Raw genomic sequence first — 21,491 nt, forward strand, 5'->3', positions numbered from 1 at the left:
GCTCCTATCAACAAAAAATTAATTTTTAAATTTAAAATCATCAAATTAAATAAACAAGTGACTCCTGGAAAGTCGATGAAACATATATCAAAGTAAAAGGTCAATGGATGTACCTGTATCGTGCTGTTGATTCGAAAGGAAATACAATTGATTTTTACCTGAGCAAAACACGGGACGAAAAGGCCGCAAAAAGCTTTTTGCAGCCTTTTCATGTTTCAAAACCTCGTGTTATAACAGTCGATAAAAATTCAGCTTATACTATAGCAATTGAACAATTGAAAAAAGAAAAAAGCATACCTGGTGGTATGTGACTTAGACAACAAAAGTACCTGAATAACATAGTAGAACAAGATCATCGCTTTCTAAAGAAGCGAATTCGATCTATGCTAGGGTTCAAATGTTTTGACACAGTTACATCCATACTTTCTGGAGTAGAAGCCATGCATATGATTAAAAAAGAACAAGTTTATTTACGGGATCAGTCTGTCCAAAACGAGAAAGAATTCATTCATCAATTGTTTGGACTTACAGCATAAGATACGATTTCGTTAGAAATCTATGCGCTTTATTATCTTTTATTCTATTTTTGCACCAGAACCCTTTGCAATTCCCGGTACAGTTGCTCTTTCTAGCGCTCATTAAAAAAAGTAAAGCCTACTGCACAAAAGGGTCCTTTAGTCATAAGCTTCACTAACTGTTGTGCAGTATATTTTGGTGAATATTTCATGTCATTTTGAAGCCACCAAATTGCCATCCCAACAACACAGGAAGTGAAGAAACGTAATACCATATCCTTTGGAATATCTGAGTCATGTTCTCCAATTTTAAGCTCAATGTAATTTCGTTCAAGATTATCCATAATAGTCTGCTGCATTTGTAGGTTAAAATCATGAATGCCATGAGGCCCAAACATGGTTTTATAAAAGTCCGCATGTTTTACCATACACTCAAATATCGATTGTAAAACTTCCTCGAGTTTCGAAAAATCTATTTGATGTCCCTGCACATGGGCATATAGGACCATCTTACTTGTCAACTCTTCTAGTGCACTCTCGCTAAGCTTTGTTAACAAATCTTGTTTATCCCTGTAATGCGAGTAAAATGTTGCCCGATTGATGAGTGCCTCATCTGCGATATCTTGAATGGTAATAGCATCGTATCCCTTTTCCGCTATCAGTTTGATAAAAGCATCATATATAAATTTCTTTGTTCGAATAATCCGCAGATCCGCTTTTTTCAACATCTTATACCTCCCCGTTCGTTATTGTCATTATAAACAACAGATTTCATCCTTTTGTTTTTTATCTTACATTTAGGCCTTAAATGTAAATTGAATTTTATGGAAAAAACGATATAATTTCATTATAAACAACATGAATTTATTATCAACTACACATTGTTCGTTATCTATCAATCTGTTTGTTAAACGAATGCTAGGAGGAATAATTTAAAAGGCTTATAGTGAAGAAATTTTTCAAACAAAAGATGGTTTTAGGTGGCCTTTTAGGCATTATGGCTGCTATTATCATCGCTAGTTTTGCTTTTATGAAATCTTAGATAATCCGCCAATTTTAGCTTGTAGTAGTGTAGTAAAGAAGGATACAGAAGCCGAGTTAAATCGCCGCTCAAGTCCCTCGAGACTTAATAAAATCCATGTTGAAGTTTCTAAGTGAATATATATTAGAAATACGTTTAAGGAGGATGAGAATAATTAAAAAAAACATTATTTTTGCACCAGAAACTTTTAACTTGGCCGAAACTACCAGATCAATAGAAGTAGCAAAGAAATGTTCCGAATACTTTCATTGCATATTTATAGGCTACTCTAGAAAATATGCTTATCTTATTGAAAAAGCTAACTTTGAATTTATCCACCTTGAACCAGTTTTAAGTGAAGACGATATCACTCAACTCATGAAAGTCGATCAGATGAAGGGTATAAAACATCCCTTTACATACGAACATCTCAAAAAACGAATTGAGAATGAGAAAACAATTATAAATACTTACTGTCCGGCGGTTGTCGTTATCGGAACTACATTAAGTATGTTTATTTCAGCGAGAGCTTGTCAAACACCACTTGTATATATTAAACCATTAGCATACACCAGAACTTTTTTATTAAAAGGACACCTAGAATTACCTCCCATAATTAATAAGCCTTTCTTACCTAAAAAAGTCACCATGAATCTCTATAAAAAGGTTGCTTTAGGTATTACTTATAAACCAAAGTCTTTTTCTAAATTGGCAAAAGAAGAAGGAGTAGAACTTCCAAAATACACCATAGATGCACTGGATGCTGATTATAATTTAATTACAACCATTCCTGAAATTAGTGGTGTGGACGATCTTCCTGCTAACTATAAATATATTGGCCCGGTTTATGCAAAACTGGATATGCCCATACCATCATTTCTATATAGTCTTCCCTCAAATCAACCTGTGATTTATTTTGCGATGGGAAGCTCTGGAAGTAAAGAAATTATCATGAAATTCTTACATATTTTAAAGAAACTTCCGGTGACAGTTATATGTCCAATGAAGAAAATACTTGCGTCTAGTGGCAATATTTTTTCTAGTAGCAAGAATATTATTCTTTGTGACTTACTTCCCGCTCATAAATTGGGAAATATAATAGATTTATCTATTATTCATGGTGGAGAAGGTACAGTTCAAACGGCTTGTTTATCTGGTAAACCATTCCTTGGGCTTGGACTGCAAGCAGAACAAAAAGCCAATATAAATGAATGTGTTCTTTTTGGTAATGCATTGGAACTTAAACGAAAAGATATTACGACTCAGAAAATTGGTGAATTGATAGACTTCTCTCTAACAAATAAAGAGATGCATAATAAGGCAAAAGAAATGCAGGAACTTTTAGAAAATATTGATGGTCCAGTAAATGCTGCTAACTTCTTAATAAATCATTTCGCTATAACATAAAAGAATAATGGAGGTTTACCATGAATAAAGTATACGATAAAATCATTAGCCATTTGGCTGAAATAACAGGTTATGATCAAAGTGATATTGCTGTAACTGATTCGTTAGTTAATAATCTTGGCCTGGACTCAATGATGATTATGGATTTTCATAGATTAGTAGTACATGACTTTCCTGAGATGAAAGAAGTCGACTTGGAAGAAGTTTTTCAACAAGAGGATACAACTGTAAATAATATTTTATGTTTAATATATAAAGAAATAGGGATGGAAATGAATCAAGAAACAGCTTCATTACTGGATGATTTCAATGAAGTTAAAGAGTTTCATAAATATCTTAAAAGCAGAGAATACATTCCTTATTTCAGAAAAAACCATGGAATAGCATCAAATAGAATTATTATAGATGGAGAAGAGAAGATAAATTATTCCACTTATAATTACCTCGGTATTAATGGTTCAAATATAATTAACCAGGCCGTCATTGAAGCGATAAATCGTTATGGAACGAGTGTTTCTGGTAGTAGGTTACTTAGCGGAGAAATTGAAATCCATCAAAAGCTTGAAAGAAAAATTGCTGAATTCTTAGATGTAGAAGATGCTCTAATTCAGGTGGGAGGACACAGTACTAACGTTAATACTATAGGGAATATTGTCAATCAAGAAGATTTAATTCTACATGATGCATTGGCTCATAATAGTATTATTCAAGGTGCAATTCTTTCTAATGCCAAGCGAAAACCGTTTAAACATAATGATATGGATCATCTAGAAGATGAGCTGAAAAAGCTAAGATCGAAATTCCGCAGGGTTTTAATCGTGGTAGAAGGTGTTTACAGCATGGATGGAGATATTTGTAAACTACCAGAACTAATCAGAATAAAAGAAAAGTATAATGCTATTCTCATGGTGGATGAAGCGCATTCAATCGGTACTATTGGTAAGAATGGTAGAGGTGTTACAAGTTATTATGATGTTAACCCTAAATCAGTAGATATTCTAATGGGAACATTAAGTAAATCCCTTAATAGTTGTGGGGGATATATTGCTGGTAGCAAATCCTTTATTAAATATTTAAGATTCAATTCACCTGGATTTATTTTCAGTGTTGGAATGACACCAGCTAATGCAGCCGCAGCGTTAGCGTCATTAACAATCTGTGAAAATGAAGAAAGTCTATTTGTAAGTTTAAAAGAAAACCATACGTATTTCTTAAATGAATTAAAGAAACTAGGCGTTGATACAGGTGAAAGCTACGACACTCCAGTAGTACCTTTAATCATTGGGAACTCGGATGAAGCTCTTAAATTCTCGGAAATATTATTTAAAAATGGAATAAATGCGATGCCAATAATTTATCCTGCAGTAAAAGAAAGTGAAGCTAGAATAAGATTCTTTATTTCAGCTGCTCATTCAAGAGAAGATCTGGATATGACTTTAAAAATAATTAAAGAAAACATTCAAAGTTTATCCACGTACAATGAGCCTGTGTTAATAACATCGTAACTTACGGGGAATTTGGAAAGATAGGAAGCTTTCTGCTTCCTATCATTTAATCATAAAAGAGGAGGGGGTTATTAAATGCAATACAGTTTGTTAATGAGCAAGTATCAATCATATTCTCCAAACAAACGTTATAAGTTACCAGAGAAGTCCATTCGTATAAACATTTTAGTTCGATTATCTAAGATTGTAGGGATAAGAGATACTCCTTTATTCCAATTACTTTTGTTTTCAAAAGTTAAAAACTATATAAGATTTATTGTATTAAGGAAGGTATATGAAAATTTTGATAATGTTCAAGAAATGACAAAAGGAAACATGCATCATAATATATTTCATTCATTTATGGATTTAGGTATCCAGTTGGGGATGATTTCACAAAAAGAGAATGTATACACATTAAATCAAGAATACCTTTTGGCAGTAAAGGACAGAAATAGCTTAGTTGAATTTGAAGACAAAAATTATAGTAAGATTGTAAATAAAATACAAAGTGATTACAAGTTCATTGAGCGTGTAATTAATACAGAACATAATACAACATTAGGAAAAATAATGGAGAAATTAGAGTTTGTATATATTAAAGAGGTCCTTACCTATTTACAAGAAATTAATAAATTGGATTTTTTTAAACAAATATCTCCTAGCTTTTCAGAGGATTTTTACACAGATCTTGGAGAATTAGCGTTTAATATTTACACAAAAGAAAACTATGCAACTTTTATTTCTCAAAAACAATTTAAGTCAATTCTTGATATTGGATGTGGAAATGGTAATTATATTGATGTTCATTTGAGCTCTGATGATAAACAAATTGTTGGTGTAGAAAGACAAAAAAAGGTGTTTGAAAAATTACAAACTAAATATAAAGATAAATCGAATGTTGTTATACATAACGAGGACATTATAGACCTTTCATTTAAATGTAAATTTGACATGATCAATATGAGCTACATGTTATTTTATCTTACTCAAGACGAAAAAGAAAAGCTCTTCAAGCGACTAAAAGAAATTTTGCATAGGGACGGTTCTATTGTGATTTGTCAGTATTATCCTAATTTTGAGATTTATCAAGAGCTAATGGCAAAGCATAATAAGGATTGGAATCTTATATCTCGCTATAAATTTGATATCTGTAATAGTATTCTCCAAGCTGAAGTTGTATTAAATAATATGCTTATTGATTTTGCTCAAGCGGAACAGTGGAATCTTTTCCTTACTTTACTAGATTCATCTGGATTTGAAGTAAGTGAAATTGCACCAGCAGATGATACATATTATTCGTATTTTATTACAATTAAACACAAATATGGAGGTACAAATGATTAAATCTACTAACGTTATCAAGGTTTTTAATGCAAATAAGCAAAATGAATTAAAAGTGTTAAGAGGAATTGATTTAGGTATAACTAAGGGTGAATTTTGTACAATTATTGGGAAATCTGGGTCGGGTAAAACTACACTTCTCAAATGCTTATCGGGACTAGAGAGTGTTACTTCAGGCGAAATTCAAGTAAACAAAAGAAATATAGGTAATCTCTCTAAAAAAGAAGTAAATGTTTTTAGAAAAAATGATATTGCTTTTATTTTTCAAGAATATAACTTAATTGATGATCTAACCTTGCATGAGAATATCTATTTAGAACATGGTGTTATTGAGGAAATTGAAAATCTTATCGATGATTGGGATATTCGTAAAGCAATTAATTTATTTCCTAATCAATGTTCCGGAGGTCAACAGCAAAAAGCTGCGATATTAAGAGCTTTAGTGAAAAGAGCTAAAATACTGTTTTGTGATGAACCTACGGGAGCACTTGATGGGAATTCATCTAAGGAGGTTCTAACAGTATTACAAAAGCTGCAACAAAGTCATCAAACTACGATTGTTCTTATAACCCATAATGAACAAATAACGAAAATCTCCAATCGTGTTATTACTATTCATGATGGGAAAAAGGTTAATGATATGGTAAATGAAGATATTGAATTAGCGGAGAATTTAGAATGGTAAATCAAAATATAAAGAGAAAATTCAGAAAACGTACAATGAGAAGATTAAACACTTATAAATTAAAGTTTCTAGTTATATTTCTTGTTGTTTTTGCTACAACTGGTATCTTTATAAGCTTTTTTGTTGGTACAAGTAGCGTTCTACAATCAGTTGAAAAATTCAACAGCGAATATAACGTAGAGGACGGTATATTTATAACTAATGACGATATTGACGAAAAATTTAAGGATATTTCCTTGGAACAAATTAAAAATGGGGAAGTGAGGGAAGGCGGCAGTACAGTTCGAATATTCCAGTCAAGAAAAAAAATTAATAAATATCAAGTGACCAGCGGTCGTGATATTCAAAACGATAAAGAGATTCTAATTGACAATAACTATTTAAAAGCAAATAAATTAGCGCTCAATGATGAATTGACCTTTAATGGAGAAAAATTAAAAATAGTTGGAACTGCAATATCACCTGATTATATTACAACCAAAAATAGTAATCTAGTGTTGCAAGCTAATTCTGAAGTTTTTGGTATAGCATTTGTAAATGAAGAAACGTTTCAAAGGTTATTCGGTAATGAGTTCTCTTCATATTATGCTTATACTAGCAATCTAGATGTTCAAGAGGTTTCGAAAATCGTTAAACCAACTTATATAAATGATTCTCAAAATAACACGAGGATACAACAAGTAATAGGTGATGCAAAAGCACCAAGGGATCTTGCGTTGCTTTTAACATGCTTACTATATCTAATAGTTGGGGTTCTTTTAAGTGTTTACCATTTTGAAGTATCCAAGAAAGAATCAAATAACCTAGCAACATTTAATAAGTTAGGCTTTAACAAATGGATTCTTTTTAAACATTATATAGCTGAAACGAGCTTAACACTTTTAATTGCATGGTTAATCGGTGGTACAATCGGTATATTTTTGATTGAGACGATTATGCAAATGAATAGCCAAATATATAATTATCCAATTCTTAAAATTGATTATGTGTTATTAACGGAATGTTTAGTTTTCTCGTTAGCTATTGTTTTAGTGATTAACTTTGTTTTAGTTTATCAGTTTTATATAAAATTTAAAAAGAAGAAAAATAAAGTTAAATCTATAAGAAAAAGAAGTAGCAAAATCATGAAATTCATTCCTTTTACTTACCGGTATCGGATAAAGCGGATAAATAGAAATAAAAAGGAAATGGCTTTGTTTATAGTACTGATTTTCTTTGTAGGTTTACTGATTAATTTTTCGTTTTTATTGAAAGACTCTGTAACTAATTATGTCGATGACTTAGCATCAGAGAATATTTTTGAAGAAATTTTGTTTTTAAATCCACCTAATCAACATGATATCAAGGGTGAAGAGTTTAAACTATATAACTTACATGATGAAGACGGTATTACACAAAGTGTTTATGTAATCGGTTCTGATTCTAAGTATTACAATTATAATCTCAAGCTGGCAGATGGAGATGTAATAATTACTCAAGCATTCTCTGATAAATATGGGAAAAAAGTAGGAGATAAGTTACTACTAAAAGATGTAACTAATCAAAAAGATTACTCATTTAAAATTAATAAAGTCAACAATGTTACTACAGTGAGTAATATATATTTAGTTTCCGATAACGGAGAAATGTTCAACCATGAAACATATTCAGTACCTGCAGTAGCTCTATCAAACCCATATGATAATGCTAACGATAGCGGGATAGAAGCTACATTGACTAGGAACGAGATAATAACTTCCGGAAAAAATATCTTAGATGTTATAAACAAACAGATCACACTTATTTTAGGGCTTGCTATAGTTCTACAAGTTGCATTACTTTACTCACTTCTTGAGTTCAGTTATCAAAATAGTATCAAATCAATTAAGACATTAAAATTAGAAGGTTATTCATTAAAAGAACTAATGAGAATGCATTTTTCCTTTAGTTTTCCTATTGCGGTCCTAACTATTATTGGATCATACCTTCTATCAAGAATAGGTGTAAGAGTGTTTTTGGATCAAATTATGTTTGACTTTGTCAACTTTGTTAGAGTTACTGATAATCTAAACATTATATTTGCAAGTAATGGAATGATAATTGCCGTATTTACCTTCTTCTTAATAAGAATAAGGTCAAAAATGAAATGCATTTGAAATGACAATGGAGGTAGACGAGTTTATGAATAGAGTCGTGGTAACAGGAATAGGTATTGTTTCACCAAATGGTATTACCAGAGAAAGTTCCTGGGAAAGTATTGTTAACCTTGAAAGTGGTATTATTCCTTCCAAATATGAAAATACAAAATTTGTTGGGGAGGTAGATGACATTTTTAATGAACCACTTACAACAAAGGATAAGCGGTATATGGATCGTTGTACTCAAATGGCCGTAATTGCATCAAGAGAAGCCGTTAAAGATGCAGATTTATTAATTAATGATGAAAATAATGAAAATGTTTCTGTGTTTGTTGGAAGTTCTGTTGGGGGCATTCGTGCCCTCGCAGATGAGTTTGGAACTGCAGCTGTAAAAGGTGTAGATCAAATGACAATGCTTGTAATACCTAGAAATCTAATTAATATGATAACAGCAAATATTAGTATTGATTTAGGTATAAAAGGTGAATCTCTTGCTTATTCAATTGCCTGTGCTTCAGGAACAGTAGCGGTAGGAGAAGCATTTAAAAAAATTCAAAATGGTAGCAAAAAAATAATATTAGCAGGTGGAGCAGAAGCATGTGTTATTCCACAAGTTATAGAAGCTTTTAGAAAGTTAAGAACTTTGACGAACTCTAAATCCTTAGATAAAGCTAGTGTCCCTTTTTCAAAAGATAGATCTGGATTTGTAATGAGTGAAGGGGCGGCCTTTCTTATTCTTGAAGAGCTTAATCATGCAAAGGAGCGTGGGGTTCATATCTATTGTGAAATAGAAGGTTATGGAAGTTCATCAGATGCTACTTCATTATTGGCGCCTGACCTCAATGGTGTTACAAGATGTATGGAAAATGCATTAATTGATGCTAAATGTAGTTCTGATGAGGTAGAGTACATAAACGCTCATGGTACATCTACTAAACTTAACGACTTAACTGAATCAAAGGCTATAAAGGAAGTATTTAATCACAATCCTTTAGTATCCTCGACTAAATCTTTACATGGACATGCTTTAGGGGCTGCTGGAGCAATTGAAACAGCATTATGTTGTATGATGATTAAAAAAGGAAAATTAATTCCCACTATTAATGTATCAAGAGACAGTGTGGGAGAGGATATAGAAGTTAACCTTCTTCTAGAAGAGGTATCTAATTATAATGGTGGTAAGGTCTTAAATAATTCATTTGCGTTTGGTGGACATAATGCCTCAATTTTATTATCGAACTTTCAGGATTAATTATGGATATTTTCTTCTGTAAGATAAATAAAAACCAAAGTAATCTTATATCAAGAAGAATTCTCACTAAACGAGCTATACAGAGATTAAAAAAAACTACACATCCTAAAAAAAAGCTTCATATTATGTACAGCGATTTACTTATACAGTATGTGCTGTTCACAAAACAAAGAATGAAATATCCGTTGAGTATAACCTATAATATGCGAGGGAAGCCTCTATTATCGAAAGGCTTCTTTAATATTTCAAATTGTAATGAATGGGTTATGTGTACTTACAGTGATAATGCTGCCGTAGGGGCTGATATTGAGGAATATAAGCGGTGCAATCATGAGTTAGCTCAATTCTTCTTTACTCAAGAAGAACTAAAACACTTATTAACTCTATCACAAAGAGAACAAATCAATTTTTTTACAGATGCATGGACTTTTAAAGAAAGTTATGTGAAATGTAAAGGGATTAGTTTATTCGATATTAAAAACAATATCAATTCACCTTTAGTAAGGAATTATTTTATTAAGGATGAAACAGAAATTGAAGGTGAATTATTTCATTATGTACGTGGGGTTATCGAAAATTATAGTTGGTGTTTGTTAAGCGGAAAGAACTTTACTAACTATAATATTAAGTTAGTGTGCTATTCGCAAATTATAGAAACTTTAACTAACATACACAGGGGGAATTATGCAGAGCATTTACATGACTAATCATTTTAACAAAATTTATCAACAAAGAGAAGAATTCGCTAATGAAATACAGTGTTTCAAAAACAAAGAATGGGAACGGCCTTATAAGGATAAGTGGTCTTTTGGAGAAACATATTATCATTTATACTTAATGGTCAGGCGATTTCGACAATTAAATAAGTTATATTTACCACTGTCTAGACCAATTGCTGCAGCAAGAAAAAAGTCACCTTACAAAACCCATAGTAAGGACATATATACTGAATATAAAGAGAAACACAACAAACCAATGAAAGCACCTTTTATTTTGCTACCACCTAAAGGAATAGAAGGTAAAATTTCATTTGAAAGGTTAATTAAAGGGCTAGATAATGAAACGAAGAATTTAGAAAAAATGCTTTCTAAAATCGAAGATGACATTGCTGGCCACATACATTTCCCTGATCCAATCGCTCATAATCCAAACTTAATACAAAGTATTCATTTAATAGGTATACATGAAAAACAACATTTCTTTTTATGCAAAAAATATTATAACTTAAATTAATGTGTCTCTATTGGAGATATACTAATTTATTTGGGTCTGGTGGAAATATATGAAGAATAACACGGAGAATAGTAGACTCCTATTTTGGTTAGCAGTTTTGCTTGGAATTCAGTTGATGCCTCGAATTCGGAATTGGAAGGAATTGAAGCTATTTCGCCCTAGCAAGGAAGAAGTATACGAACATTTTAATGAACTTTTTTCCGGAAAAATTGATTGGGAACTAATGCAAAACATCAGTCTCTATATTGAGTGGTGTAGAAGCGATGCATATAGTCAAAAAAGAACAACTTGATCTACGGAATCAGTCTGTTCAAAATCAGAATATTTTTATCAACCAACTGTTTGGATTAACTGCTTAACAGGTGATTCCTTTAGGAATTCGTGATTCTTTTTTTATTTATCATCTTTTTGCACCAGAACCCTTCTATGAAAATGGCGCGAAAAAGACAAGATGGTTTGCATTAGAACACAAGTGGTATTATCTTGATCCGAATGCCGGTGGTGCTATGGCAACTGGATAATTACTACGATATGATTTTTAATGAATTAAGAACTAGGAACCACCATGATGATGTACCATATATATAAATTAATCATGTAGCAGATATAAAATGTACATAACGCCTTAAAAAAATAATGGGTGGGGGAATTGTGATTAATTGTCGAAAAAATAAGAATTATATAATTTTTTGTTGATTTATGTCGTTTTTAATGTTATATTCATAACAACAAAGAAAGAGAAAACAAAAACCCTTATCGAATTATATATCAGAATTTTTAGTTTTCTTTGATCAGTTTACTTCTTGTGCCGTAGAAGTTTGTGCATTTTTTTTCACTCTTTCTTTGTTTTCTTTTGTAAAAATTTAATTTATTGTTTTTATAACAGTTGGGATTACTATTTTAAAATTATTATGGTTTATAGGAAGGCGACAGGTAATAGATTGGATATTTAACGATAAGTCTATAATAGAGTGAATCTTTGGGTCTTTCCCAGATAGGGGTAGCACCACATCGCCATCAAGCTAATATTTTTAATTACCCCCATAACGAAAATTTTATGCATCGTTGCCTACTGATAATGGGTGTTATATAAAGGAAGGTCAGTACATAACAAAGAAAAATTTATCATATTTTACTAGGAATAATTTGTATATTATGTAAAATAGAGATATGCCTGGAATAAGGTATATCTTTATTTTGTTAGTATGTTTGAAAATTTTGTATATGGTAGGTGTAAAGATGTTAGGTAATTTAATCCATTCAATTTTAGTATTTTTAGAAGGACTTGGTTATTGGGGAGTTATGCTTGGACTAATGATTGAAATAATACCAAGTGAAATTGTGCTAGCATATGCTGGATATTTAGTGTCATCAGGAAATATATCGTTTTTCGGTGCTGTTGTATTCGGTACAATTGGTGGAGTTATAGCACAGCTATTTATATACTGGATTGGTCGTTATGGAGGAAGACCAGTACTTGAGCGTTATGGAAAATATATTTTCATTCAAAAAAAGCATATTGATCATGCGGAAGCATGGTTCAATCGTTATGGAACTGGTGTAATATTTACAGCACGTTTTATTCCTTTTGTGCGCCATGCTATTTCAATACCTGCAGGTATTGCTAAAATGTCACATGTTAGATTTATTACGCTTACTACGCTTGCAATTATTCCTTGGTCGGCATTATTTGTATATTTAGGTTGGAAACTGGGTGAAAAGTGGGAGAATATAAATGAAGTAGCAGGGCCCTACGTTAAATATTTTGCTATTATTGCAGTGGCTCTTGCTGTTTTCTATTTTGTTGTAAAAAAATTAATGAGAAGACGTGGCTAGTAATTTATTATTAGGAATCACCATACATTACTATTAATCTAAGATGAATTTATATCCATAATTCATAGAAAGCGTTATTCTTTTTGTAGAAATATACAGGAAGGATGGCGTTTTTTATGAGTCTTTCGATTCAAGATGAGTTTCATTTGTTTGCTGAAGAACTACAGCGATATCTATCTCCACATATCCTTCAACACCTCGCCCAGGAGACAGGTTTTGGATAACTTTGCAACAGAACCATTTACTTTATATTAGCTTAATTCCTGTTGTTTCTTCTATAGAAAAGAAGGAATTTTATCTTTTTTGTCTAATTATATCTAGATTTGCAAAAAGAGATTATACAACTTTGGAGGAATTATTATGGTAAAATATATTTCAATTCTTGGTTCAACCGGTTCAATTGGTACGTCTGCATTAGATGTAGTCACTACTCATCCGGAACATTTTAAAATTATTGGTTTAACAGCAAATCACAATATTGACCTTCTCGAAAAACAAATATCTACATTTCACCCTCGAATTGTAAGTGTAAGTACAAAAGAATTAGCAGATGCTCTTCGGAAGCGAATTCCTACGGATACAAAAGTCACATATGGAACAGATGGATTAATTGAAGTTGCAACTCACCCTGATTCTAATCTTGTATTATCTTCAGTTGTCGGTGTCTCTGGTCTCCTTCCAACAATTGAAGCATTAAAAGCGAAAAAAGATATAGCAATTGCTAACAAAGAAACATTAGTTGCGGCAGGGTATATTGTGACAGAATTAGCGAAACAAAACGGCTGCCATTTAATTCCAGTAGACAGTGAACACTCTGCCATTTTTCAATGTTTAAATGGGGAAAATACTCAAGAAATTGAGAGGCTTATTGTTACTGCTTCAGACGGTGCATTTCGAGATAAAACGCGCGAAGAAATGGAAATCTTACAAGCTAAAGACGCCTTAAAGCATCCCAACTGGTTAATGGGAGCAAAACTAACCATTGATTCAGCTACATTAATGAACAAAGGCTTTGAAGTCATGGAAGCACGTTGGTTATTTGATATCCCTTATGAGAAAATTGATGTTTTAATTCATAAAGAAAGTATTATTCATTCTTTAGTTGAATTTATAGATGGCTCTATCATGGCACAGCTCGGTGCCCCTGACATGAGAATGCCGATTCAATATGCATTCCATTATCCAACTAGATTACAATCGAACTATAAAAAATTAAACCTACTAGAGATAGCTAGCCTACACTTTGAAAAGCCAGATTTCAAAAAATTCCCTTGCTTACATTATGCGTATGAATCAGGGAAAATTGGTGGTACAACACCTGCTGTCTTAAATGCAGCGAACGAAATTGCAAATACGCTATATTTACAAAACAAAATTTCATTTTTTGATATTGAAAAAACAATTTATTCTACTCTTGAAGCTCATCATAGCACTGCAAATCCAGATTTAGAAACAGTATTAGACGCCGATCGTTGGGCTCGTGAATATGCAAACGAATTATTAATTAGAAAATGAAAAAAGAGCTAGAACAGAACTCGTCTTTTTTAGCTCTCCATTTTACGAGTTCTTTTGTTTTAATACATTTACGTTCACGGAATTGTAAAGAAATGTATTTAAGATATCGCATGCAGAAGGATTTATAGTGATTATTAGTTATGGTCATTGGGAAAGTTCTTTTTAATTAATATAAGCTATATACGGAATAAAGAAACCTAAAAAAAATGGAGGTAATTATGAAAACTTTCATATATATGGTTAGACACGGAGATTCACCAAAGTCTGGAAAAGAAGGAACAAGAGGATTAACTGAAAAAGGAAAATTAGATGTTCAACGAATAACAGATATATTACAAGGTGAGGGAATCGACGTTGTTATCTCAAGTCCATACAATCGTTCAATTCTAACTGTTCAGCAGTTAGCGAAGCAAATAGGACAAGAAGTTTTAGTATTTGAAGACTTAAAAGAGAGAATTTTTATTGCTGAAGAGGAACGAATGTCGGATAAAGAATTATTTCCTTTGATAAAAAAGTCATTTTTAGACCCCGACTTTGCTTTAACGGGAGGAGAGTCTAATGTCGACTGTCAGAAACGTGCTATAAAAGTCTTAAAAGATGTATTAAACACCTATCGAGGACAGAAAGTAGTATTAGGAACTCATGGAGCTGTTATGACTTTGATGATGGGGTATTATGACAGTAAGTATGATTTGAATTTTTTACTACAGACATCAAAACCAGATATATACAGAATGGAATTCAATGGACAGGAATTGGTGGAGGTTAAAAGATTGTGGAAAGTTTCATAGATTGCCATAGCTTCTCCCAATGACGTGTATTATAAACAATAGGGTTACTGCGGTAACTCTTTTTCTTATTGCACTAACGGGAGATTGAGTTCAACAATTTAAAAAATCCGGTTCCTTAGCGTACAAAATTCAACTTTTGTTCTTGCTATCTCGAGGTGAAATGGGAGGGAATGTTTTTTGAACAGGATACCTTTAAAGTTATTTTTTAAATCAATTCTATTCTTTTTATTATGCGGTATTGTTGTTTATTCTATATTTCAGATTATATTTGTCTGGAGTGTTTCGAGAGGATTAGGGAGGGATGATATAGTCGGATTTTCTGATAATAAGTATGTACTTGGTCGTCCACCTGTTAGCTATAATTTATATAAAAAAGATAGTGGGGAAACTATATTAGATAATGTTATTGGTTATAAAAAAGGAAAAACTAAAAGCTATGTTCGGAATGAAATTGAATTTGTAGTGATAGATGAGATAAAGGGTAGCTATGAACTGTATAAAATAGAAAATGCTTCAGAAAAGGAGATAGAACAGCTGAAAGAAATGAAGAAATTAGAATAAACGAGACTATCTGAAAGGTAAAAATGCTGTTGGTTTGAAATAAAGGTTGATAACTAATAATAAAGTTTAATAAAAGTCTAACTTCAGGATTCTTCATTAAACAGAGGGGCAGGTTATTTGAAGACGGTGGAGAGTATTGTTAGTGTTTTATATAGGAGGGATAGTATGAGAGATACAAAGATGAAAGCTCAAACAGTGAAAGAAACATTTGTTCAACTTAATGGTTTTAAATTATTTACAAAATTTTATGGGGATAAAAAGAATAAACCAACTGTTATAATGGATGCTGGATATGGAGACTATTCTAAATCATGGAAGTTTATTGTGTCTGAAATTTCTGTACTTACAAATGTCCTCGTTTATGATAGGGCTGGATTAGGAAAAAGCGGGAAAAGCTTGAATCCTAGAACAAGTACATATATGGTAAAAGAGTTAAAAGAAACCCTTAGTCGATTGAGTATTGAGCCCCCTTACATCTTGGTGGGACATTCTTTTGGTGGGGTAAATGCACGCATATATACTTCTGAATATCCTGAAGAGGTCGCAGGGGTAGTGCTAGTTGACTCTACACCTGAAGATTATAAAGATAGGTTTTTGCCAACAATGCCTAAGGAGTTTCAAGATGCTTATAACAAACAATTTGTTTATGAGGGTACATATGATGAATTTATGGAAAGCCTGCAACAGCTAAAGGATTCAAGAAGGAAACTGAGTGTCCCTTTAATTGTTATATCAGCAGGTAAAAAAGCTCATTATTCAGAAGAATCACAAGGGCTATGGAATAAAATGCAGAAAGAGATTCTTCAAATATCCTCTAATGGTGAATTTATAATAGCTAAAAATAGTGCCCATTATATACAAAATGATGAACCAGAAGTCGTAGTTAATGCAGTAAAAAGGTTAATTAATAACATTTGAAAATTGTATTGTGAAGTAATCAAACTTTTTTATAAAAATTCCATACTTCATTAGAAAGCTTAACTATATTTTGATCAATCTTTATTCAAAATATAGTTTATTTATTGGATGCTGATTAGGCTATGCGATTTCTTTTTATCAAACTTAATTAAATTTCTACAAATGCACACATGTTATTGTTAGATCTAAAAAATGATTTAGACTGATAACTGGGTTTTATTTTATGAAAAGAATTATTATTAAAATAAAGCATTAGGGGTTCAGTCCCATGCCCTCAAGCTAATATTTTGAAGTGTCCCCAAAACGAAAATTTTCTTCGTTTTGGGGAACTACCAATTTCTTAAGTTGATGGGCATGGGGCGGTACCCCATCGCTATCAAGCTAATAAAAAGAAATACCCTCAAAATGAATAAAATGCGTTATTCTTTCTGTAGAATCATAGGAAAGGATGGCGTTTTTTGTATGTCTATTTCTGTATCTGACGAACTACAACTATTTGCACAGGAGATTCAGAGTCTTTTATCCCCAAATACCTTACAGAATCTAGCTAGAGATGTTGGGTTTGTACAGCGAACAAGTAAGTATCGAGCACAAGATTTAACAGCTTTATGCGTATGGATAAGCCAAAGTGTAGCAAAAACTTCCTTAACCCAGTTATGTAGTTGTTTAGAAGCATCAACAGAAGTACTCATCAGTCCTGAAGGACTGAATCAACGATTTAACGTCGCAGCCGTGCAGTTCCTACAACAAGTATTAGCTAAACTTCTGAACCGAAAATTATCTTCATCTCGGTTGTTTTCTTCTCCCTATACTTCTATTTTTAAGAGTATTCGCATCTTAGATTCAACTGCATTTCAACTTCCAGATGTATTTTCATCGGTTTATCCAGGTGCAGGAGGTTGTAGCCATAAGGCTGGTATAAAAATTCAACTTGAATATGACCTTTTAAGTGGACAGTTCCTCCACATTCATACAGGACCAGGTAAACAACATGATCGAACCTACGGTTCTTTGTCCGTCCCGACTGTGAAAGCGAATGATTTGTGTATCCGGGATTTAGGCTATTTTCACCTCAAAGATCTTCAACATATACACGATAACAAAGCTTACTATATCTCTCGTATTAAATCCAATACACGTATTTATCAGAAAAATCCTAACCCAGATTACTTCCAAGATGGACGAATAAAGAAGAGTACGCAATACATTCAGTTAGATATGGAGAATTTGATGAATTCCCTTCACTCAGGACAAACCTATGAAATAACAGATGCTTATGTAGGGATGAGTGACAAAGTACCAACTCGTGTCATCGTCCATCGACTTACCGAAGAGCAACAACAAAAACGTCTACGAGATCAAGCTGTTCGAGAGAAAAAGAAAGGAATGACATATTCTCCTCGTAGTAAACGGCTCAGTGGTATAAATGTGTATATGACAAACACCCCTATAGATATTGTCCCGATGGGACAGGTACATGACTGGTATTCTTTGCGTTGGCAAATCGAAATTTTATTTAAAACGTGGAAGTCATTCTTTCAAATTCATCATTGTAAAAAGATAAAACCAGAACGATTGGAGTGCCATTTATATGGTCAATTGATTGCCATTCTACTCTGTTCTTCTATCATGTTTCAAATGCGCCAATTACTCCTTATGAAGAAAAAACGGGAGCTTAGTGAGTATAAAGCAATATATATGATTAAAGACTATTTTCTTCTTCTATTCCAAACTATTCAAAAAGACACCCAAGAGCTATCAAAGGTGTTACTTCGCCTGTTCAATCTCCTACAGCAAAACGGGCGGAAATCTCATCGATATGAGAAAAAAACGGTCTTTGATATATTAGGTGTCGTTTACAATTGTACCCTGTCTAATAATCAAGCCGCTTAATTCAAAAATGTGAAACCCGTTAGGGTTTATTTCGTATGCAAATTTTAAAATCACCTACACTTGCCCTTTAGAAAAAAGAAACAATCTCGCCTAAAATTGACTTTACATAATTTTAGCTTGATAGCGATGGGGTAGCACCACATCACAATCAAGCTAAGAAAAGCAAATACCCCCAAAACGAAATTTTTATTATTTTACAGTTATTTACGGGAATTCAGATCATTCAACTTAAAATAACTGTTAGTTTTCCAAATAATCAATATCTGATTTTATCTAATAGGTTTACAGAGGGTTATGTAAGGACACTAAGCGTTAATATAATACTTCGCGACTTCTTTTATCGTAGTTTACCTGGAAAAGCTCTTCTCTACTTGGCGGTGGTGGGGGCTTTTTCTTATACACTTTTACTTTTTTAATTCTTTTAGCGTTACATCCCTAAAGAACTTTGAATAAGGTTTGTCGCTATCGTTTATCTATGGGATACTATTTAATCTTTTAATAAATCTTCGTCTAAAAAGAGTTCGATGTCATCTAAATTTATACTTTTTTTTCTTTCATGAATTGAAAATTTTAAAATAAATTCTTCAAAAGAGTTTGCTATAAGATAATAATATTCTTTTCCATCTTCGTTTATTGTTTCACCTTCATGATACCAATAATAAATTTTACCCCTGTATTTATCTTTTAAGCCTATACATATTAAATCTCCCCCGTCTGCATCTGCAATAGGCATTACACTACTTCCTAAAATATCCTTATAAGTTTGAATGATTGATTCAATTTCATAGGCATCACTAGTAATACCATAAAAGCCACCTATCGGGTCAAAACCATCCTTGGGAGTTACAGGGGTAACTTCAATTGGCTGGTACATTCTATTATCCTTAATAAAACACCCTCCATATTCAAGCAAAAACTCTTTGTAGTCTAATGGTAAATCTACACCATATATTCGTTCAATTGTTTCGATTGACTTATATGCATCTTCTTTTTTTGATACTACCATTTCCGAATCAATTATTTCATTTAATACTTGCTTTATTATTTTGTTCATTTTATTTTCCTCCTCTTAAATCTGATGCTGAACCTATATGTGGTATATTAGCATGTAAATCTGTTGGAATTAACTCAATTTCAGTAGAACTTTTATGGTGGGGTGTTAACCTTTTTTCTTTTAACCAGGCCGTTCCTTGATTCTTTGATTTAAAGTATACGCATAGGTAAATAGAGAAGAATGTAGCATTCTTACCTAACATCCTATATTTATATTTGAGTAGTATTTGGAAGATGTGAGCAAATACCATCAATATGAGGCTGTAGGTGATTTCTCGAATATAAAAACCTATATTGATAATTGTAGTGACCCTACACTAAAAGCACAGGTAGATGCTAGTACTATTGTGGTGATTATAGCAAATTAAAAGCAAAAATTGGAGAGATAGCTCCAGGTTTTGGGACAATAAAAGGGGGAACACAAATACAACTTCCTTTAACAGTCGAACAATTAGAAGGATTGAAACAAATAAAATAAGGAGGATAATTTTAATATGACAAGAGATGAGGCAAAACGAATCCTATCAGAAGAAGGATTAAAATATTATAACTGGTTTCATGAAAAAGATGTGGATCCGGATGAGGTTCTAATTTATAAAGAGGATAATAAGTGGGTTGTTTGTGCAACTGATGAGAGAGCGAGTATTGTAGAAACCTCAATTGCTCATTATGGTAATGAAGAAGAGGCATTAGATGATTTTATTAAACGAGTAAGATTGGAAAAGATAGTAAAGCCATGAAGATAAAAGGTTGAGTTAATTATTTTTTGAATATAGTTAAAAAGCAGTAACCCGAAATTAATTTCAGGCTACTGCTTTTTAAGTTAGTCCTGGGGTCTCGCCACATTGCTATCAAGCTAAGAAAAACAAATACCCCCAGAACGAAATTTTGTGCTAACTTTTAACAGAAAAGCTCATTTTTTCGTTTTGGGGTAATTCTGAATGCTTAAGTTGATGGGCATGGGGTACCGCTAGCATTTCGGAAAAAACCCACGCTGTTTAGTAACAATAAAGTCGTTTAAAAAACGCCAGTCATACTATTGAACAAAATGGCCATTTTCTGGAATAAAGCGATTGCTCAAATCACGGAATTTTGAAATAATTTTTTATTAAGTTAAAGGGCAGGAATTTAGAATATGGCCGAAGCATATTGTATATAAAAAAATTAACATTAGTTTCTTAATTCTTTTTATTGGGAGGAAGAGTCGGATGGAAATAAAATGGATAGGTGTTAGTGTCCTCACCGGATTCTTTCTACTGGAGCTTGGTGCCATGGCTGCGTTCAGTTACTGGGGTTATCATATCAAGACAGGGGCAGCGGTCAAAATTATACTCGCGGTTGCCACGCCACTAGTCATAGCAACTCTATGGGGTATGTTTCTCTCCCCGAAGGCGTCGATCCCCATCTTCTCCTTCCCCATACGAACTACGCTTAAGCTGGTTGTGTTCATTGTTGCTTCCGCAGCTTTGTACGCAAGTGGGCAAAGCGCGTTCGCAGTTACTTTTCTGACGGTGTCCCTTCTTATCGTGGCAGCAGTCTTCATCTTGAAGCTTCATAATGTATATATGTGAAGTGGATTAGTCTAAAACCGAACTTCAATAATCGGGCGTGATTGTTGAAGAAGACTTAGATTTTAAACGACTTTATTGTTATTCAATTTAAGCAATGTAATTCACAATACAGAGATATTAAACAACTATTAAAAACACCGTCTAGGTTAACTGGACGGTGTTTTGTGTGATTATAAGGGCAGAATTAAACATCTTTATTGTAACTGATCATATAACAAAGTTTAACCGTTTTGAAAAAAGATTAACTGTTTATAAAAAAGATGCACCGTTTTATTCCTTTGGATTTACTTATCTA

At 32.6% G+C, this 21,491-nt stretch carries 19 protein-coding genes and 3 pseudogenes; 19 read left to right on the top strand and 3 right to left on the bottom strand.

Annotated elements, in window-relative coordinates; translation table 11 throughout:
• Window positions 1–53 precede the first annotated feature (53 nt).
• Window positions 54–536, top strand: a pseudogene (locus V7038_RS10430) (IS6 family transposase); the annotation flags it as partial.
• 92 nt (window positions 537–628) lie between these two features.
• Here V7038_RS10430 and V7038_RS10435 read toward each other — a convergent pair.
• A complete protein-coding gene (locus V7038_RS10435) occupies window positions 629–1,243 on the bottom strand; it encodes a TetR/AcrR family transcriptional regulator (RefSeq protein ID WP_070129429.1) in 615 nt (204 codons plus the stop codon).
• Window positions 1,244–1,701: 458 nt separating this feature from the next.
• Between V7038_RS10435 and V7038_RS10440 the strand changes: the two genes are divergently transcribed.
• The 16 genes and pseudogenes from V7038_RS10440 to V7038_RS10515 all read left to right on the top strand — a co-directional run bounded on the left by V7038_RS10440 (window position 1,702) and on the right by V7038_RS10515 (window position 18,572).
• Window positions 1,702–2,943, top strand: coding sequence for a glycosyltransferase (locus V7038_RS10440; protein WP_002203020.1), 1,242 nt, complete (start codon window positions 1,702–1,704; stop codon window positions 2,941–2,943).
• Window positions 2,944–2,963: 20 nt separating this feature from the next.
• Window positions 2,964–4,448: an aminotransferase class I/II-fold pyridoxal phosphate-dependent enzyme gene (locus V7038_RS10445; RefSeq protein ID WP_002203019.1), complete on the top strand. Its 1,485-nt coding sequence runs from the start codon at window positions 2,964–2,966 to the stop codon at window positions 4,446–4,448.
• A gap of 75 nt (window positions 4,449–4,523) precedes the next feature.
• The gene (locus tag V7038_RS10450) at window positions 4,524–5,774 is read left to right on the top strand and encodes a class I SAM-dependent methyltransferase (RefSeq protein ID WP_335470103.1); all 1,251 of its coding nucleotides are present in this window, start codon (window positions 4,524–4,526) and stop codon (window positions 5,772–5,774) included.
• Complete coding sequence (locus V7038_RS10455) at window positions 5,767–6,456, top strand: ABC transporter ATP-binding protein (RefSeq protein ID WP_335470107.1); 690 nt, start codon at window positions 5,767–5,769, stop codon at window positions 6,454–6,456. Before V7038_RS10450 ends, V7038_RS10455 begins: the two co-directional genes overlap by 8 nt.
• Window positions 6,450–8,591: an ABC transporter permease gene (locus tag V7038_RS10460; protein WP_335470109.1), complete on the top strand. Its 2,142-nt coding sequence runs from the start codon at window positions 6,450–6,452 to the stop codon at window positions 8,589–8,591. Before V7038_RS10455 ends, V7038_RS10460 begins: the two co-directional genes overlap by 7 nt.
• 25 nt (window positions 8,592–8,616) lie before the next feature.
• On the top strand, window positions 8,617–9,825 hold the full coding sequence (locus tag V7038_RS10465) for a beta-ketoacyl-[acyl-carrier-protein] synthase family protein (RefSeq protein ID WP_215573096.1): 1,209 nt from the start codon (window positions 8,617–8,619) through the stop codon (window positions 9,823–9,825).
• Window positions 9,826–9,827: 2 nt separating this feature from the next.
• Entirely contained in the window at window positions 9,828–10,532 is a 705-nt protein-coding gene (locus V7038_RS10470; RefSeq protein WP_070140241.1) for a 4'-phosphopantetheinyl transferase family protein, read from the top strand.
• A complete protein-coding gene (locus V7038_RS10475; protein ID WP_033714320.1) occupies window positions 10,510–11,058 on the top strand; it encodes a DinB family protein in 549 nt (182 codons plus the stop codon). The genes V7038_RS10470 and V7038_RS10475 overlap by 23 nt, the downstream gene beginning before the upstream one ends.
• A 79-nt stretch (window positions 11,059–11,137) precedes the next feature.
• A pseudogene (locus V7038_RS29515) lies at window positions 11,138–11,287 on the top strand (Tn3 family transposase); the annotation flags it as partial.
• 1 nt (window position 11,288) lies between these two features.
• Window positions 11,289–11,417 (top strand): annotated as a pseudogene (locus tag V7038_RS10485) (IS6 family transposase); the annotation flags it as partial.
• A gap of 880 nt (window positions 11,418–12,297) precedes the next feature.
• Window positions 12,298–12,894 carry a DedA family protein gene (locus V7038_RS10490; RefSeq protein WP_242273664.1) on the top strand — a complete coding sequence of 199 codons (597 nt, stop codon included), beginning with the start codon at window positions 12,298–12,300 and terminating at the stop codon, window positions 12,892–12,894.
• A 360-nt stretch (window positions 12,895–13,254) separates the two neighbouring features.
• On the top strand, window positions 13,255–14,409 hold the full coding sequence (locus V7038_RS10495; RefSeq protein WP_335470111.1) for a 1-deoxy-D-xylulose-5-phosphate reductoisomerase: 1,155 nt from the start codon (window positions 13,255–13,257) through the stop codon (window positions 14,407–14,409).
• Between the two features lie 218 nt (window positions 14,410–14,627).
• Window positions 14,628–15,200, top strand: coding sequence for a histidine phosphatase family protein (locus V7038_RS10500; RefSeq protein ID WP_000846740.1), 573 nt, complete (start codon window positions 14,628–14,630; stop codon window positions 15,198–15,200).
• A gap of 177 nt (window positions 15,201–15,377) precedes the next feature.
• Entirely contained in the window at window positions 15,378–15,761 is a 384-nt protein-coding gene (locus V7038_RS10505) for a hypothetical protein (RefSeq protein WP_002096049.1), read from the top strand.
• A 165-nt stretch (window positions 15,762–15,926) separates the two neighbouring features.
• Window positions 15,927–16,679 (top strand): alpha/beta fold hydrolase, encoded by a 753-nt coding sequence (locus V7038_RS10510; protein ID WP_335470113.1) that lies wholly within the window; start codon window positions 15,927–15,929, stop codon window positions 16,677–16,679.
• A gap of 462 nt (window positions 16,680–17,141) precedes the next feature.
• Window positions 17,142–18,572: an IS4 family transposase gene (locus V7038_RS10515; protein WP_335470116.1), complete on the top strand. Its 1,431-nt coding sequence runs from the start codon at window positions 17,142–17,144 to the stop codon at window positions 18,570–18,572.
• A 487-nt stretch (window positions 18,573–19,059) separates the two neighbouring features.
• Here the strand turns inward: V7038_RS10515 and V7038_RS10520 are convergent, their stop codons facing one another.
• Both V7038_RS10520 and V7038_RS10525 read right to left on the bottom strand, forming a co-directional pair.
• Complete coding sequence (locus V7038_RS10520; RefSeq protein ID WP_335470119.1) at window positions 19,060–19,626, bottom strand: SMI1/KNR4 family protein; 567 nt, start codon at window positions 19,624–19,626, stop codon at window positions 19,060–19,062.
• 1 nt (window position 19,627) lies between these two features.
• Window positions 19,628–19,876, bottom strand: coding sequence for an HNH endonuclease (locus V7038_RS10525; protein ID WP_335470122.1), 249 nt, complete (start codon window positions 19,874–19,876; stop codon window positions 19,628–19,630).
• Between the two features lie 243 nt (window positions 19,877–20,119).
• Between V7038_RS10525 and V7038_RS10530 the strand changes: the two genes are divergently transcribed.
• Together V7038_RS10530 and V7038_RS10535 are read left to right on the top strand one after the other, a co-directional pair.
• Entirely contained in the window at window positions 20,120–20,365 is a 246-nt protein-coding gene (locus V7038_RS10530) for an Imm59 family immunity protein (RefSeq protein WP_335470125.1), read from the top strand.
• A 468-nt stretch (window positions 20,366–20,833) separates the two neighbouring features.
• On the top strand, window positions 20,834–21,196 hold the full coding sequence (locus V7038_RS10535; protein ID WP_335470127.1) for a YrdB family protein: 363 nt from the start codon (window positions 20,834–20,836) through the stop codon (window positions 21,194–21,196).
• The last annotated feature ends 295 nt before the right edge of the window (window positions 21,197–21,491 follow it).

This window comes from Bacillus sp. JJ783, from assembly GCF_036963225.1.
Lineage (GTDB): Bacteria > Bacillota > Bacilli > Bacillales > Bacillaceae_G > Bacillus_A > Bacillus_A cereus_U.

Excerpts from the sequence above, each read along its gene's own strand:
- V7038_RS10435 (WP_070129429.1), bottom strand. The coding sequence starts at position 1,243 with ATGTTGAAAAAAGCGGATCTGCGGATTATTCGAACAAAGAAATTTATA.
- V7038_RS10440 (WP_002203020.1), top strand. The coding sequence starts at position 1,702 with ATGAGAATAATTAAAAAAAACATTATTTTTGCACCAGAAACTTTTAAC.
- V7038_RS10445 (WP_002203019.1), top strand. The coding sequence starts at position 2,964 with ATGAATAAAGTATACGATAAAATCATTAGCCATTTGGCTGAAATAACA.
- V7038_RS10450 (WP_335470103.1), top strand. The coding sequence starts at position 4,524 with ATGCAATACAGTTTGTTAATGAGCAAGTATCAATCATATTCTCCAAAC.
- V7038_RS10455 (WP_335470107.1), top strand. The coding sequence starts at position 5,767 with ATGATTAAATCTACTAACGTTATCAAGGTTTTTAATGCAAATAAGCAA.
- V7038_RS10460 (WP_335470109.1), top strand. The coding sequence starts at position 6,450 with ATGGTAAATCAAAATATAAAGAGAAAATTCAGAAAACGTACAATGAGA.
- V7038_RS10465 (WP_215573096.1), top strand. The coding sequence starts at position 8,617 with ATGAATAGAGTCGTGGTAACAGGAATAGGTATTGTTTCACCAAATGGT.
- V7038_RS10470 (WP_070140241.1), top strand. The coding sequence starts at position 9,828 with ATGGATATTTTCTTCTGTAAGATAAATAAAAACCAAAGTAATCTTATA.
- V7038_RS10475 (WP_033714320.1), top strand. The coding sequence starts at position 10,510 with ATGCAGAGCATTTACATGACTAATCATTTTAACAAAATTTATCAACAA.
- V7038_RS10490 (WP_242273664.1), top strand. The coding sequence starts at position 12,298 with ATGTTAGGTAATTTAATCCATTCAATTTTAGTATTTTTAGAAGGACTT.
- V7038_RS10495 (WP_335470111.1), top strand. The coding sequence starts at position 13,255 with ATGGTAAAATATATTTCAATTCTTGGTTCAACCGGTTCAATTGGTACG.
- V7038_RS10500 (WP_000846740.1), top strand. The coding sequence starts at position 14,628 with ATGAAAACTTTCATATATATGGTTAGACACGGAGATTCACCAAAGTCT.
- V7038_RS10510 (WP_335470113.1), top strand. The coding sequence starts at position 15,927 with ATGAGAGATACAAAGATGAAAGCTCAAACAGTGAAAGAAACATTTGTT.
- V7038_RS10515 (WP_335470116.1), top strand. The coding sequence starts at position 17,142 with ATGTCTATTTCTGTATCTGACGAACTACAACTATTTGCACAGGAGATT.
- V7038_RS10520 (WP_335470119.1), bottom strand. The coding sequence starts at position 19,626 with ATGAACAAAATAATAAAGCAAGTATTAAATGAAATAATTGATTCGGAA.
- V7038_RS10525 (WP_335470122.1), bottom strand. The coding sequence starts at position 19,876 with ATGGTATTTGCTCACATCTTCCAAATACTACTCAAATATAAATATAGG.
- V7038_RS10530 (WP_335470125.1), top strand. The coding sequence starts at position 20,120 with ATGACAAGAGATGAGGCAAAACGAATCCTATCAGAAGAAGGATTAAAA.
- V7038_RS10535 (WP_335470127.1), top strand. The coding sequence starts at position 20,834 with ATGGAAATAAAATGGATAGGTGTTAGTGTCCTCACCGGATTCTTTCTA.